12 protein-coding genes are annotated in these 14552 nt (G+C 68.6%); 8 read left to right on the forward strand and 4 right to left on the reverse strand.

Features of this window, described 5'->3' with window-relative positions; translation table 11 throughout:
- Positions 1 to 199: 199 nt before the first annotated feature.
- The 3 genes from E0W60_RS17050 to E0W60_RS17060 all read left to right on the forward strand — a co-directional run bounded on the left by E0W60_RS17050 (position 200) and on the right by E0W60_RS17060 (position 2663).
- Complete coding sequence (locus tag E0W60_RS17050; protein ID WP_240745949.1) at positions 200 to 667, forward strand: hypothetical protein; 468 nt, start codon at positions 200 to 202, stop codon at positions 665 to 667.
- A 233-nt stretch (positions 668 to 900) separates the two neighbouring features.
- On the forward strand, positions 901 to 1305 hold the full coding sequence (locus tag E0W60_RS17055) for a hypothetical protein (RefSeq protein WP_135705019.1): 405 nt from the start codon (positions 901 to 903) through the stop codon (positions 1303 to 1305).
- A gap of 278 nt (positions 1306 to 1583) precedes the next feature.
- Positions 1584 to 2663, forward strand: coding sequence for an alpha/beta fold hydrolase (locus E0W60_RS17060; protein ID WP_135705020.1), 1080 nt, complete (start codon positions 1584 to 1586; stop codon positions 2661 to 2663).
- A 33-nt stretch (positions 2664 to 2696) separates the two neighbouring features.
- Here E0W60_RS17060 and E0W60_RS17065 read toward each other — a convergent pair whose 3' ends face one another.
- Together E0W60_RS17065 and E0W60_RS17070 are read right to left on the reverse strand one after the other, a co-directional pair.
- Positions 2697 to 3752 carry a bifunctional UDP-4-keto-pentose/UDP-xylose synthase gene (locus tag E0W60_RS17065; protein ID WP_135705021.1) on the reverse strand — a complete coding sequence of 352 codons (1056 nt, stop codon included), beginning with the start codon at positions 3750 to 3752 and terminating at the stop codon, positions 2697 to 2699.
- 65 nt (positions 3753 to 3817) lie between these two features.
- The gene (locus tag E0W60_RS17070; RefSeq protein ID WP_135706245.1) at positions 3818 to 5560 is read right to left on the reverse strand and encodes a glycosyltransferase family 39 protein; all 1743 of its coding nucleotides are present in this window, start codon (positions 5558 to 5560) and stop codon (positions 3818 to 3820) included.
- A gap of 221 nt (positions 5561 to 5781) precedes the next feature.
- On the opposite strand from E0W60_RS17070, the gene E0W60_RS17075 reads away from it, so the two are divergent.
- Together E0W60_RS17075 and E0W60_RS17080 are read left to right on the forward strand one after the other, a co-directional pair.
- Positions 5782 to 6453: a response regulator gene (locus E0W60_RS17075; RefSeq protein ID WP_133096831.1), complete on the forward strand. Its 672-nt coding sequence runs from the start codon at positions 5782 to 5784 to the stop codon at positions 6451 to 6453.
- The gene (locus E0W60_RS17080; protein WP_135705022.1) at positions 6450 to 7808 is read left to right on the forward strand and encodes an ATP-binding protein; all 1359 of its coding nucleotides are present in this window, start codon (positions 6450 to 6452) and stop codon (positions 7806 to 7808) included. Before E0W60_RS17075 ends, E0W60_RS17080 begins: the two co-directional genes overlap by 4 nt.
- A gap of 57 nt (positions 7809 to 7865) precedes the next feature.
- On the opposite strand, the gene E0W60_RS17085 is transcribed toward E0W60_RS17080, so the two are convergent.
- Positions 7866 to 10211, reverse strand: coding sequence for a Tex family protein (locus tag E0W60_RS17085; RefSeq protein WP_135705023.1), 2346 nt, complete (start codon positions 10209 to 10211; stop codon positions 7866 to 7868).
- Between the two features lie 143 nt (positions 10212 to 10354).
- Between E0W60_RS17085 and E0W60_RS17090 the strand changes: the two genes are divergently transcribed.
- From E0W60_RS17090 to E0W60_RS17100, 3 genes are all read left to right on the forward strand, one after another.
- Positions 10355 to 11158 carry a hypothetical protein gene (locus E0W60_RS17090; protein WP_135705024.1) on the forward strand — a complete coding sequence of 268 codons (804 nt, stop codon included), beginning with the start codon at positions 10355 to 10357 and terminating at the stop codon, positions 11156 to 11158.
- Between the two features lie 35 nt (positions 11159 to 11193).
- Entirely contained in the window at positions 11194 to 11397 is a 204-nt protein-coding gene (locus tag E0W60_RS17095) for a DUF465 domain-containing protein (protein ID WP_013956445.1), read from the forward strand.
- 70 nt (positions 11398 to 11467) lie between these two features.
- Positions 11468 to 13627 (forward strand): ATP-dependent DNA helicase, encoded by a 2160-nt coding sequence (locus tag E0W60_RS17100; protein WP_431189908.1) that lies wholly within the window; start codon positions 11468 to 11470, stop codon positions 13625 to 13627.
- Positions 13628 to 13711: 84 nt separating this feature from the next.
- Here the strand turns inward: E0W60_RS17100 and E0W60_RS17105 are convergent, their stop codons facing one another.
- A complete protein-coding gene (locus tag E0W60_RS17105) occupies positions 13712 to 14542 on the reverse strand; it encodes an outer membrane protein assembly factor BamD (RefSeq protein WP_135705026.1) in 831 nt (276 codons plus the stop codon).
- Between the last annotated feature and the right edge of the window lie 10 nt (positions 14543 to 14552).

Below are 14552 nucleotides of genomic sequence, written 5' to 3' on the forward strand. Positions count from 1 at the left end.
CCCGCGCGGTCGAGGCGCGCGTCTGCCATGCGCCACCCGCCGGCGCTCCCCCGGGGCACTTGTCCCGGAAACCCGGGCGTCGCAGCAGCCGGCCCGGGACCACGGCCTCATGCGCGCGCCGGCCCCGGGCCGGACAATGCAACCCTCAACTTGTCACAGGACCCCTTCGTGGCGGTCCGCCTCCTCGAGGAGCCGTGCCATGCGTTCGTTGCAGCAGTGGTCTCGCCCGTCCAGCCGGCATGCCGACGAAGCCCGTCGCGCGCGCCTGCCGCGACGTGCGCTGCCGCCATGGCTGCGACGCATGCTGCGCGAGCGCATCGCGCCCACCGGCGCGGTGCTGCTGCCGCCGGCGCTGCTGCTGCTCTACGTCTTCTGTCATTCACACGCGAACTGGGAGTCGTGGCTGGCCTCGCTGCGCGAGCTGGACCACGATCACGGCGCGCCGGCGCGCGAGCTGGGACGCGCGTTGTCGCTGGCGCGCTCCCTGCGCGGCCGCCAGGCGCCGGATGCGGCGCTCTGGCGCACCGCGGTGCAGCTGGCCGCCGACCGCGTGTCGGCGGGCCTGGCGGCACGCTGGCGCAGTCCGGCGCGGCTGATGCCGTCGCCGGCGCTGTCGCCGCTAATGCCGCTGGTGCCGCTGCTCGCGATGTTCGGATGGCTGCACTGACGTTGAGCGACTGAAGCGGGGCGCCATGCGCGCCCGCCCCCCCCACACCCGCATCTTCCTGATCCAGGAGTCAGGCGCCGCACCGCTGCCGCGATGGGAGGGCAGCCGGCAGGCGCCGGGCAATCGGCCCGCACGGCCAAGGCGATCCCGTGCGGCCCGTGCATTCCGTTGGTGATCGCCTGCATGAGGGACCGCAGCGGCCACGCTGCCGGCATCCCCGGTTGGAGATAGCAATGCATAAGAAGTTTGCCGAGACCCTGCTCACCGTCACCGCACTTGCCGCACTGGCGGTCGGCGCGAGCCCGACCGCCCACGCCGGGGCGGGTGACGAAGCCACGCGGACTGCCGCGCATGTCCGCCACGGACAGCGCGACGCCTTCACCGACGGAGCGCACGGGCCCGCGACCGAGGCCACGATGTTGTCCGTGGTGGCGCGCCAGGGCATGTCAGTGTGCGCGGTCCGTGACTTTGATCCGTACCGTGACGGCATGCGCAAGCCCGATCCATATACCGACGGCGCGCGCATGGGACAGTTCGACCCGTTTACGGAAGGGACCCGCACCAGATCGCGCGACGGCTACAGCGACGGCGCACGCAGCGGCCCGCGCGACAGTGGCGAATGCCTCAGCCATGCATAACCGTGTGCCTCGGTGAGGCACCATGCCAGCGCACATGCGCCCGCATGTGCGTCAGGACCCGCCCGTGCCAAACGCTGCCGCACGCTCGTCCCTGACCACCGGCCCGGTTTCATGCCGGGCCGGTGCATTAGCGCAACGCCATGCGCGCTTGCGCAATCCCTTGCAAAGCCGCACCGATCCTTTCCTACACTAGTGAAGTCACGCGGCGCGCCCGCCTGGCAGGCACGGTCCCGAGGGCCGCGCCGCCGGCAGGCCGTCCCAGCACCGCGCGGCCCGACATGCCGATGTTCAAGCAGCAGATTCGCCTGTGCACCAGCCGGGATGGCGTTCGCCTTGCCTACGCCGTCACGGGCAGCGGCGCGCCGCTGGTGAAGGCGGCCAACTGGATGAGCCACCTCGAGTTCGATGTGGACAGCCCGGTGTGGAGCCACATGATCATGGCCCTGTCGGCGCACCACACGCTGATCCGCTATGACGAACGCGGCTGCGGGCTGTCCGACCGCGATATCGAAGACCTGTCGTTCGACGCGTGGCTGCGCGACCTCGAAACCATCGTCGATGCCAACGGCGTGGAGCATTTCCCGCTGCTGGGTATCTCGCAGGGCGCATCGATCGCCGTGGCCTACGCCGTGGCGCACCCCGAGCGCGTCAGCCACCTGATCCTCCACGGCGGTTATGCGCGCGGGCGGCTCAAGCGCGACAACCTGAGCCCGTGCCTGCGCGAGGAAGCCGAATTGATGAACAAGCTCGCCGAGCTAGGCTGGGGCCAGGAGAATCCCGCCTTCCGCCAGTTCTTCACGACCCAGTTCATCCCGGGCGGCACGGCCGAGCAGCATGCGTGGTTCAACGAGCTGGAGCGGGTCTCCACGTCGCCGCTGAATGCCGCGCGCTTCATGCGCGTGTTCAACGAGATCGATGTGGTCGAACTGCTGCCGAGGGTCACGTGCCCGACGCTGGTGCTGCATGCGGTGCGCGACGCGCGCGTGCCGTTCGACGAGGGCCGCCTGATCGCCAGCGAAATTCCCGGCGCGCGCTTCGTGCCGCTGGAAAGCGGCAATCACCTGCTGCTCGACACCGAGCCCGCTTGGAACCGATGGCTCGACGAGGTGCGTGCCTTCCTGCCGGCCTCGGCACCGGTGCGCGATCCCGCCTTCACCGCGCTGACGCGGCGCGAGCGCGATATCGTCGAGCTGATCGCGCAGGGCCGCGACAACGCCCAGATCGCCGCGCGCCTGGACCTGTGCGAAAAGACCGTGCGCAACCACATCACCAGCATCTTCGCCAAGCTGGAAGTGGAGAACCGCGCGCAGGCCATCGTGCTGGCGCGCAAGGCGGGGTTTGACCGGGCGGACGCTTAGGACATCGAGCGCCTGTGGCCTGCCTGCCTGCGCCTACGACTGGTTCACTAGCGTGCGCGCGTCGGCCACGTGCCCGCGGTAGGCTTCGAAGATGCGGCGCAGCGACTGCTCCATCGTGACCTCGGGCTTCCAGCCCAGTTCCTCGACGGTGTTGTCGATCTTCGGCACGCGGTGCTGCACGTCCTGGTAGCCCTTGCCGTAGAAGTCGCCCGACGAGGTTTCGACGATCTGCGTCTTGCGCGCTTCCTCGGCGTATTCGGGGTAGTCCGCGGCCATCTTCAGCATCATCTCGGCCAGCTCGCGCACCGAATGGATGTTGGCCGGATTGCCGATATTGAAGATCTTGCCGCTGGCGATGCCGCTCGGGTTCTCGATGATGCGCATCAGCGCGCCGATGCCGTCCGAGATATCGGCAAACGCGCGCTTCTGCGCGCCGCCGTCGACCAGCTTGATCGGCTCGCCGCGCACGATATGGCCGAGGAACTGCGTCACGACGCGCGACGAGCCTTCCTTCGACTCGAAGATCGAGTCCAGCCCCGCGCCGATCCAGTTGAAGGGGCGGAACAGCGTGTAGTGGAGGCCCTGCTCCATGCCGTAGGCGTGGATCACGCGGTCCATCAGTTGCTTGGAGCAGGCATAGATCCAGCGCGGCTTGTTGATCGGGCCGTAGACCAGCGGCGAGGCTTCCGGGTCGAACTCCTCGTCGCTGCACATGCCGTAGACCTCCGAGGTCGACGGGAACACCAGGTGCTTGCCGTACTTGACCGCGGCGCGCACGATCGGCAGGTTGGCCTCGAAATCCAGCTCGAACACGCGCAGCGGCTGGCGCACGTAGGTGGCCGGCGTGGCGATGGCGACCAGCGGCAGCACCACGTCGCACTTGCGGATGTTGTACTCGATCCACTCCTTGTTGATGGTGATGTCACCTTCGAAGAAGTGCATGCGCGGGTGATCGACGAGGTCGCCCAGGCGGTCCGTGTTCATGTCCATGCCGTAGACCTCCCACGGCGTGGTTTCCAGGATGCGGCGCGTCAGGTGATGGCCAATGAAGCCGTTGACGCCGAGAATCAGTACTTTCTTGCCTTGCATTGTGTTGACGATCGCATCGAAAAGAAGCGTGCCGCACGAGTGCGGCACGAAACACCGGCAGCACGCTAGTGCACGCCGGCGACGGGGAAGTTGGCCACGGCCACGCGCCGCCAGTCGCGCGCGATCACATGCATCGGCACGCGCGCGCTCAGTTCGGCAAACGTCCGCGGCGACAACAGCGCCACGGCACGCGGGCCGTGCTGCCACGCATCGACAAAGGCGTCGATGGTCGGCAGCCACTTCTGCGGCTCCTGCTCCGTGCCGAAGGCCAGTTCATCGGGCTGCGCCACCATGGTGAGCGGATGCCGCAGGTAGAAGGGCAATGTATGGTCGAGCATGCCCACGCCATAGAGCGGCATGCCGGGCCGCAGCACGCGCTCGATCGGCGCAGCCAGGGCGATGCCCGAGGCCGAGCGGCCGATGGCCTCATGGCCGAGCAGGGCAACGGTGAATGCCAGCAGCATGCCCAGCGCGTAAGCCGTGATGCTTGCCATGCGCCCGTGCCGGCGCAGCAGCCACAGCGCGGCGAGCGTGCCGGCGCAGATGAGGGCAAACGCCATCGCCACCCATACGGCGTAGGCGCGATAGAGCACGTTCGGTGTGTTGTTGGAATCGAGGTTCGCCACCACGGGACTCGCCAGCAGCCCGAGCGCGCCGATCGCCAGCATCGCCCAAAGCTGCGTGCGCCACGCCGGCACGCCGGTTTGCGCCAGCGCGGCACCGGCGAGGATCGCCAGCGCCGGGAACACCGGCAGGATGTAGCCGGGCAGCTTGGAGCCTGACAGGCTGAAGAAGGCGAAGATCGACAATGCCCACGCAGCGCACATCAGCGCGGGCTGGAACGGTGCCGGGCCGATTGTCATGGTGGTGGTCACGGTGGTCACGCTGGCCCCGGCGCGATGCCTGACGGTGCGGACCATTGCGGGCAGCACCCCAAGCCACGGCATGAACCCGCCCAGCACCAGCGGCACGAAGTACCACGGCGGACCCTGGCGCGCATGCACCGTCGACGTGTAGCGCTGCCAGTGCTCGTGCACGAAGAAGAAGTGCAGGAACTCGGGGTTGCGACGTGCCACCAGCCAGTACCACGGCACCGCCACCAGCAGCATCACCGCAATGCCCGCCAGCGCATGCAGGCGCCGCCACAGCGCCAGGTCGCGCGTGACGCAGGTGTACGCCACCAGTGCCAGTCCCGGCAGCACCACCCCGACCAGCCCCTTGGTCAGCAGCGCGATACCCATCGCCGTCCAGCATGCCAGCATCCAGTTGCGTCGCGACGTTGGCGTGGTGCGGGGGTGCTGCGCCAGCAGCATGCCCGCCAGGGCGCAGGCCAGGACGCCGGAGAGCGTCATGTCGAGAGTATTGAAGTGTGCCGCGGCATTCCACATCGGCGCCGATGCCAGCACCAGCCCCGCCAGCCATCCCGCGCGCGCGCCGAACCAGCGCGCCGCCGCCAGCATCGATGCCGCCACGCCGGCCAGGCCGGCAAGCGCGACGCACAGCCGCGCCTGCCATTCGCCGATGCCGAACAGCGTATATGACACTGCCGTCACCCACAGGTGGAAGGGCGGCTTCTCGAAGTACTTCAGCCCGTCATAGCGGATCGTGACCCAGTCGCCGGTGGCCAGCATCTCGCGCGCGATCTCGGCGTAGCGGCCTTCATCCGGTCCCAGCAGGTGGCGTGCCCCCAGCGTGCCGAACCACAGCAGCGCGAACGCCAGCACCGCGAGCGCGAGCGCAATGGCGGGAATGCCTGCCACGCGCACGGCATGGTCGGGCCGCGCGGCGAGGCGCTCGGCGTGTGGCAGAACGGCGGGGCTGGCAGGGCTGGAGGGCAGGTGTGACGGCAAGGCGGCGCGGGCGGAAGAGTTGACGGCCTTGTCGGCGCCGGCGCCAGGCGCGGCGTTGAACAGGACAAGGCCTGGCAATGCGAGCGCGAGGATAAGCCGGCAACCTTAATGGCACATTAAGCTTGCAAGCGCACAATCGATCCCCTGCGTGGCGTGACGGCCGCATAACGACCCGGAACATGAGAATCCTTATTGTTGAAGACGACCCCATGCTCGGCGACGGCCTGCGGCGCGGGCTGCAGCTGCTGGACTATGCGGTCGACTGGTTCAGCACCGCCGCAGAGGCCGACCATGCGCTCGAGATGGCCGGCTATGACGCCGTGGTGCTGGACCTCGGCCTGCCCGGCGAGGACGGCATGGCGCTGCTGGCGCGCTGGCGCGCGCGCGGCTGCCGCATTCCCGTGATCGTCCTGACCGCGCGCGATGCGATCGAAAGCCGCATCGGCGGGCTCGATGCCGGCGCCGATGACTACCTGGTCAAGCCGGTCGCGCTCGACGAACTGGCCGCGCGCCTGCGCGCCGTGACACGCCGCGCCGTGGGGATGTCGTCGCCGGTGTGGAAGCACGGCGCGCTGGAATTCCATCCCGCCCGCCGGCAGGCATACTGGGCCGGCACGCCGGTGGAGCTGACCAGCCGCGAAGCCATGCTGCTCGAGTTGCTGCTGGCACACCCCAACCGCCTGCTGACGCGCGATTTCCTGCGCGACAAGCTCTATGACTGGCAGGGCGGCGTGGAAAGCAATGCGCTGGAAGTCCACATCCACCACCTGCGCCGAAAGATCCATCCCAGGATCGTGCGCACCTTCCGCGGCGCGGGCTACACGCTGGGCGCAGCCGAGGACTGCCAATGACGCTGCAGCGCCGGCTTATCCTGGCCGTGCTGATCGCCACGCCGGTGGTCTGGCTGCTGACCATCGGCCTGACCTACGTGCGCGCCCGGCATGAGATCAACGAGCTGTATGACACCGACATGGTGCGCATGGCGCTGCAGATGCACTCGGTGGCGCCGATGGTCGACCTTGCCGCCGGGCCGTCGCGCACGCGGCTGCCGCAGCTGGTGGAAGGCGACCAGGGCGATGCCGGCCTCGGCGACCTCGCCATCGCCGCGTGGCTGCCAAACGGGCAGCCGCTGCATATCGATCCGGAGGGCGACCTGCTGCCGCGCGCGCCGGGCGCGAAGGGCTTTACCGATACCGTGCTCGACCACCAGCGCTGGCGGCTGTACTACCTCGACGATCCGGATACCGGCTGGCGTGTCTGCGTCGGCCAGCAACTGGCCGAGCGCAACGAGCTGATCCTGTCCTATATCGCCGCGCAGGTGCTGCCATGGGCCGCGGGCCTGCCGCTGCTGATCGCGCTGCTGATCTGGTTCACGCGCCGCGCGATGGCGCCGGTGCGGGCGTTGTCGGCCGACATCGAACGGCGCGCGCCCGACGATCGCCAGCCGCTCAGCCTGGCGGCGGTGCCTGGCGAGCTGGTACCGCTGGTCCACGCGATGAACCGGCTGCTGGAGCGCGTGTCGGATTCGATCGAGCACGAGCGCCGCCTGACCGCCGACGCCGCGCACGAGATGCGCACGCCGCTGGCCGCGCTGAGGGCGCAATGGGAGCTTGCCGAGCGCTCGCCGGACGCCGTGGAGCGCGACCGGGCCCGCGCCAACGTCGCCGCCGGCATCGACCGCATCAGCCGGCTGGTATCGCAGCTGCTGACGCTGAGCCGGCTGGAGGATGCCTCGGCGCTGCCGTCGCGCCAGCCGGTCAGCTGGCTGCCGGTGGCGCAGCAGGCGCTGTCGGACTGCCTGGCGCTGGCGCAGCAGAAGCAGGTCGATGTGGAGCTCGAATGGCCGGAGCAGGGCGGCGAACCGCTGCCGGTCGCGGGCGATGCCAACCTGCTGTCCCTGCTGCTGCGCAACCTGCTCGACAATGCCATCCGCTACAGCCCGCCGGGCGCGCTGGTCACGGTGGATTTCGAGCCGGGCGGTATTTCCGTGCGCGACCAGGGGCCGGGCATCGCGCCCGATGTGCTGGCGCGGCTCGGCGACCGCTTCTTCCGCGGGGGCGGGGCGCACCGCGAGCATGGGCATGGCCTCGGCGTTTCCATCGCCCTGCGCGTGGCGAGGCTGCACGGACTCGACCTTGCCTTTGCCAACCGGACCGACGGCGCGACCGGACTGGTCGTGACGATCGCCCGCGGCGGCGCGCAATGAAAAACGCCCCGCACAGTTTCGTGCGGGGCGACCTTGATTTAGCGTGGAGCGTGCCGTTCAGCGCTTGAGCTTGGCAAATGCCGCTGCCATCGCGCCCGCCGGCTCCGGCTCGCGGCGGCCGCCGCCGGAGCCCTTGCCGCCGTTACGCTGGCCGCCGCGGTCGCCGCCGCCGGCTCGCGGTGCCGCCTGGCCCGGCTCGTCGTCCAGCCGCATCGACAGTCCAATGCGATTGCGCTTGACGTCGACCTCCATCACCTTGACCTTGACGATCTGGCCGGCCTTGACCACTTCGTGCGCGTCCTTGACGAACTTGTTCGACAGCGCCGAGATGTGAACCAGGCCGTCCTGGTGCACGCCGATATCGACGAACGCGCCGAACGCCGCCACGTTGGTGACCACGCCTTCCAGCACCATGCCGGGCTGCAGGTCCTTCACGTCCTCCACGCCTTCCTGGAAGGTCGCGGTCTTGAACTCGGGGCGCGGGTCGCGGCCGGGCTTTTCCAGCTCGGACAGGATGTCGCGCACGGTCGGCAGGCCGAACGACTCGTCGGTGAACTTTTCCGGCGACAGGCCGCGCAGCGCTTCGCGGTTGCCCATCACGTCGCGCAGGCCCTTCTTGATGGCGTCCAGGATGCGTTGCACCACCGGATAGGCTTCCGGGTGCACCGATGAGCGGTCCAGCGGGTTGTCGCCATCGTTGATGCGCAGGAAGCCGGCCGCCTGCTCGAAGGTCTTGTCGCCCAGGCGCGGCACCTTCTTCAGCGCATTGCGGTTGGCAAAGGCGCCGTTGGCATCGCGGTATTCGACGATATTGCGCGCCAGCACCGTGTTCAGGCCCGATACGCGCGCCAGCAGCGGCGCCGAGGCGGTGTTGACGTCCACGCCCACGGCGTTCACGCAGTCTTCCACCACGGCATCGAGGGTACGCGCCAGTTCGCGCTGGTTCACATCGTGCTGGTACTGGCCCACGCCGATCGACTTGGGATCGATCTTGACCAGTTCGGCCAGCGGGTCCTGCAGGCGGCGTGCGATCGACACCGCGCCGCGCAGCGACACGTCCAGGTCCGGGAATTCCTTGGCGGCCAGTTCCGACGCCGAGTAGACCGATGCGCCGGCCTCGCTGACCACGATTTTGGTCAGCTTCAGCTCGGGCATCTGCTTCATCAGGTCCTGCACCAGCTTGTCGGTCTCGCGGCTGGCGGTGCCGTTGCCGATCGAGACCAGCGCGACGTTGTGCTGCTTCGCCAGGCGGGCCAGCGTGGCGAGCGAACCGTTCCAGTCGCGGCGCGGCTCGTGCGGGTAGATGGTGGCCGTGTCGAGCAGCTTGCCGGTGCTGTCGACCACCGCGATCTTGCAGCCGGTGCGGATGCCTGGGTCGACGCCCATCACGGCCTTGGGCCCGGCCGGCGCGGCCAGCAGCAGTTCATGCAGGTTGCGGCCGAACACCTTGATGGCTTCGCTTTCGGCAGTTTCGCGCAGCTGCGTCAGCAGCTCGGTTTCCAGGTGCGGCTGCACCTTCACGCGCCAGCACCAGCGGCACACGTCGCCCAGCCACTTGTCGGCGGGGCGGCCCAGCTGCTGGATGCCGACATGGCGCGCGATCATGCCTTCGCACGGGTGCGGCACCAGCGCGTCCTGTTCTTCGCCCAGGCCCAGCTTGACCATCAGCACGCCCGAATTGCGGCCGCGGAACAGCGCCAGCGCGCGGTGCGACGGTACCGTGCGGATGGTTTCGCTGTAGGCGTAGTAGTCGCGGAACTTCTCTTCCTCGGCGGTTTCCTTGCCTTCCATCACGGTGGAGGCGACCACGCCGTTGTTCCACAGGTGTTCGCGCAGCTTGCCCAGCAACTCGGCGGTCTCGCCGAACTGCTCGGACAGGATGTCGCGCGCGCCGTCCAGCGCGGCCTTCACATCGGGCACGCCGCCGTCGGCGGTCGGGTTGCCGTTGACGTACCTGGCGGCCTCGGCCTGCGGGTCCAGCGTGGGGTCGGCCAGCAGCGCCAGCGCCAGCGGTTCCAGTCCGCATTCGCGCGCGATCTGGGCGCGGGTGCGGCGCTTGGGCTTGTAGGGCAGGTAGAGGTCTTCCAGCGTCTGCTTGGTTTCGGCGGCCTCGATGGCAGCCTGCAGCTCGGGCGTGAGCTTGCCTTGCTCCTGGATCGACGCCAGGATGGCCGCGCGGCGGTCTTCCATGTCGCGCAGGTAGAGCAGTCGCTCTTCCAGGTTGCGCAGCTGCGTGTCGTCCAGGTTGCCGGTCACTTCCTTGCGGTAGCGGGCGATGAACGGGACGGTGGCGCCCTCGTCGAGCAGGTCCACGGCGGCCGCGACCTGGCGCGGCTGCACGGACAGTTCAGCCGCGATGAGCGACACGATTTTTTGCGAGACGGAAGCGGGCAGGTTGGACATCTGAAAACGCAGTCGGTCGAAAGCGGGGCATTTTGCCACAAGCGCGCCGCAGTTCGGCCACGCTTGCCGCCGGCTTCGCGCAAGGGGCGTTACCGGCATGTGCGGGGCAGGCCGCCAGGCGGCCCGGATGCTAGAATCCCGTCATGATCGTCAAGCCCCGTCAGGCCGCCGCCCTGGCTACTTCCGCGGTAACTTCTCCCGCCACCTCGCCGGCCATGCCAACTGTCGCCAACGTGCCGAAATCCGTCCTTTTCCAGGCTGCCAGCCTGGCCGTGCTGGCGCTCGCCTCCGGCGCCGCGCTGATGCCGGTGCGACCGGCGCTGGCGCAAGCTTCTGCGCCGGCCGCCGGAGCTCCGCGCGACTTCGGTGCCGAACGCAAGGCCATCGGCGATTCCCGCGCCTGGACCAACTACCGTTTTTCCGCGGCCGAGCACGAGTGCTACAGCAAGTTCTTCGTCAACAGCTGCATCGACAAGGCCAAGGAAGTCCAGCGCGAGGAGTTGCAGGTGCTGCGCAAGCGCGAACTGGAAGTCGGCGAGGCCGAACGCGCGCACCGCGCTGCCGAGCGCGACCGCGAGCAGGCGCTGCGCCGGGCCGAATTCGAGGCCAGCCAGCCGCAGCGTGCCGCCAGCGAGCAGTCCAGCCGCGCCGCGTTCGAGAAGAAGCAGCAGGAACAGCAACTGCGCGACGCGCAACGCCAGGGTGAAGCGCCGCAGCGTGCCGCCAATGCGCAGGCGTACCAGCAGAAGCAGTCCGACTATGACGCCAAGATGAAGGAGGCGCAGCAAAAGGGCGCCGAGCAGGCGCGCCAGCGCGAGGAAAACGTGAAGGCGTACGAGGCCAAGCAACGCGACCTCGAGCGGCGCCAGAAGGAACTGGAAGAGCGGCGCGCCAAGGCCAAGGAGCAGCAGGGCCAGGCGTCGGCGCCGCGCCCGTTCGGCTTCTGAGCCGATCGCACTGTGACCGTACAGCGGAGGCGCACATGGACAGCAACCTGAATACCCTGGAGCGGCGCATCATGGAGTTGCAGATCGAGCACCGCGACCTGGACTTCCTGATCGACCGGCTCGCGAGCGACGCCGTCCATGACGAGCTGCAACTGCGCCGCCTGAAGAAGCGCCGGCTGAAGCTGAAGGACGCCATCACGCTGCTGCAATTGCAGCTGGAACCCGACGTGCCGGCCTGAGCATCCGGGCCGCCCGCACCAGATGCCGCCGGCACACCGACCGGCGGCTTACACAAAGTATTCCCCCACCTTGTCCGACCTTTCCGATTCCCCCGAGCAAGACGATGCCGCCAGTGCGGACGACGCCACGGACCTGCATGACGTCGCCGCCAGCGCCATGGACGCCGCAGCCAGCCGCAGCGCCGAGCTTGGCACCATCTTTGCCGATACCGGCACGCTGGCGCAGGCCATCCCGGGCTACCGGCCGCGCGCTTCGCAGCACAAGATGGCCGATGCCGTCGCCGAGGCGATCGCGTCCAACGACACCGTCATCGTCGAGGCCGGCACCGGCACCGGCAAGACCTACGCCTACCTGGTGCCGGCCATGTTGTGGGGCGGCAAGGTCATCCTGTCCACCGGCACCAAGAACCTGCAGGACCAGCTGTTCCTGCGCGATATCCCGACGGTGCGCCATGCGCTGAACGTGCCGGTCTCGGTGGCCTTGCTCAAGGGCCGCGCCAACTACGTCTGTCACTATCACCTCGAACGCGCGCAGGCGGCCGGGCGGCTGGCATCGCGCCAGGACGCCGCGTGGCTGCGTGACATCGGTCGCTTCGTCAAGGAAACCAAGACCGGCGACAAGGCCGAGCTGGCCGCCGTGCCCGAGAACGCGCCGGTGTGGCAGATGGTGACGTCGACGCGCGACAACTGCCTGGGCTCGGAGTGCCCGTTCTACAAGGACTGCTTCGTGATGCGCGCGCGCAAGGAAGCGCAGCAGGCCGACGTGGTGGTGGTCAACCATCACCTGTTCTTCGCCGACGTGGTGCTGCGCGATACCGGCATGGCCGAGCTGCTGCCTGCCGCCAACACCGTGATCTTCGACGAAGCGCACCAGCTGCCCGAGACTGCGACGCTGTTCTTCGGCGAGACGCTGTCGACCAGCCAGCTGCTCGAGCTGGCCCGCGACACGGTGGCCGAAGGCCTGTCGCATGCGCGCGATGCGGTCGACTGGGTGGCGCTGGGCGCGCCGCTGGAGCGTGCCGCGCGCGACCTGCGGCTGGCGTTCGGCAAGGACAACGCGCGGCTGGCGCTGGGCCAGATCGAGGCCGACCGCCGCATTGCCGAGCCCTTCAATGAAACGCTCGATGCGCTGGACGAGGCGCTGTCCGCCTTCGTCGAAATGCTGGAAAGCCAGGCGGAGCGCGCCGAATCGCTGCAGCAGTGCCACCGGCGCGCGCTGGAGCTGGCCGAGCGGCTGGCGGCATGGCGCAGCGATGTCGTTGCCGCGCCCGCCGCACCGGCAGGCGAGGGCAGTGAAGGCGGCGAGGCAGCCCAGACGCCGGCGCCCGCTGAAACCGTACGCTGGGTCGAAGTGTTCTCCCACACCGTGCAGCTGCACCGAACCCCGCTGTCGATCGCGCCGATTTTCTCGCGCCAGCGCGGCGGCCAGCCGCGTGCGTGGGTCTTTACCTCGGCCACGCTGTCGGTCAAGGGCAACTTTACGCACTATGCAGCCCAGCTTGGTCTCGACAAGGACCGTTCGCTGACGCTGCCGAGTCCGTTCGACTACGCGAAGCAGGGGCTGCTGTATGTGCCGCGCGACATGCCCGCGCCGCAGTCGCCGCAGTTCACCGATGCCGTGGTGCAGGCCGCGCTGCCGCTGATCGAAGCGGCCGGCGGGCGCACCTTCCTGCTGTGCACCACGCTGCGCGCGGTGCAGCGCGCCTCCGACCTGCTCTACGACGCCTTCGCCGAGCGCGGGCTGAACCTGCCGCTGCTGGTGCAGGGCCAGGCCAGCCGCACCGAGCTGCTCGATCGCTTCCGCGAACTGGGCAACGCCGTGCTGGTGGGCAGCCAGAGTTTCTGGGAAGGGGTGGACGTGCGCGGCGAGGCGCTGTCGCTGGTGATCATCGACAAGCTGCCGTTCGCGCCGCCCGACGACCCGGTGCTGGCCGCGCGCATGGAAGTGCTGCAGAAGAAGGGGCTGAGTCCGTTTGCCGCGCACCAGCTGCCGCATGCGGTGATCACGCTGAAGCAGGGCGCGGGGCGGTTGATCCGCTCGGAGTCCGACCGCGGCGTGCTGGCCATCTTCGACACCCGGCTGGTGGAAAAGCCCTATGGCCGCCAGATCTGGCAGAGCCTGCCGCCGTTCACGCGCACGCGCGAGGCGGCCACGGTGGTGCGCTTCCTGGAATCGCTGCGCGGGGAGGGCAAGGCGGCGCGTGCCGCGGAAGCGGGCGCGGAAGACTGAAGGGCGCACCCCTGGAAAGCAAAAACGGGACGGTCATGCGACACGTCCCGTTTTTTTATCGCCGCCCGTGGGCGTTGGCGAGGTTCAGAACACTTCCCACCAGGACTTGTCCTTGCGGCGTTCGCCGTACTTGATGAAGTCGCTTTCCGGGAAGTTCTTCTCCATCACGCGGGCGGTATCGTCGCGCAGGTCCTTCATGCCCAGCGCATCGTACGAACGGATCATGATGTATAGCGCTTCCTCGTTAGCCGGCGCGCCGTCATAGTCCTTCAGCGCCTGCTGCGCGCGGTTCACCGCGGCCAGGTAGGCGCCGCGCTTGTAGTAGTAGCGCGCGGCATGCACCTCGTGCTGGGCCAGCGAGTTGACGATGTACTGCATGCGCAGCGCGGCGTCGGGGGCGTACTTGCTGTCCGGGTACTTGGTGACCAGCGTATTGAACGCGTCGTAGGCGGCGCGTGCGGCCTTGGGGTCGCGCTCGCTCAGGTCCTGGCCGGAGAAGCGGCCCAGCCAGCCCAGGTTGTCGTTGAAGTTGATCAGCCCCTTGAGGTAGTAGGCGTAATCGATGTTGGGGTGGTTCGGGTGCAGCTGGATAAAGCGGTCCACCGCGGCCAGCGCTGCGGCCGTCTCGCCGTCCTTGTAGTTGGCGTAGGCGGTGTCGATCTGCGCCTGCTGCGCATAGCGCCCGAACGGATAGCGGCCTTCGAGCTTTTCGTACAGCTTGACGGCGCGGGTGTAGTCGCCGCCATCCAGTGCGTCCTTGGCTTCCGAATATAATTTGTTGGCCGACCAGCCGGCAGTTTCGTCGGGCTGGTCCGCCAGCAGGCCGCATGCCGACAGCATGACGCAGCCGCCTGCGAGCAGAACCGCTCCAATTGTCGCGCGCCACGGCGCGCGTTTCATGCTCTGCAATTGCATGGGCAATCGT

This window comes from Cupriavidus oxalaticus, assembly GCF_004768545.1.
Classification (GTDB): Bacteria; Pseudomonadota; Gammaproteobacteria; order Burkholderiales; family Burkholderiaceae; genus Cupriavidus; species Cupriavidus oxalaticus_A.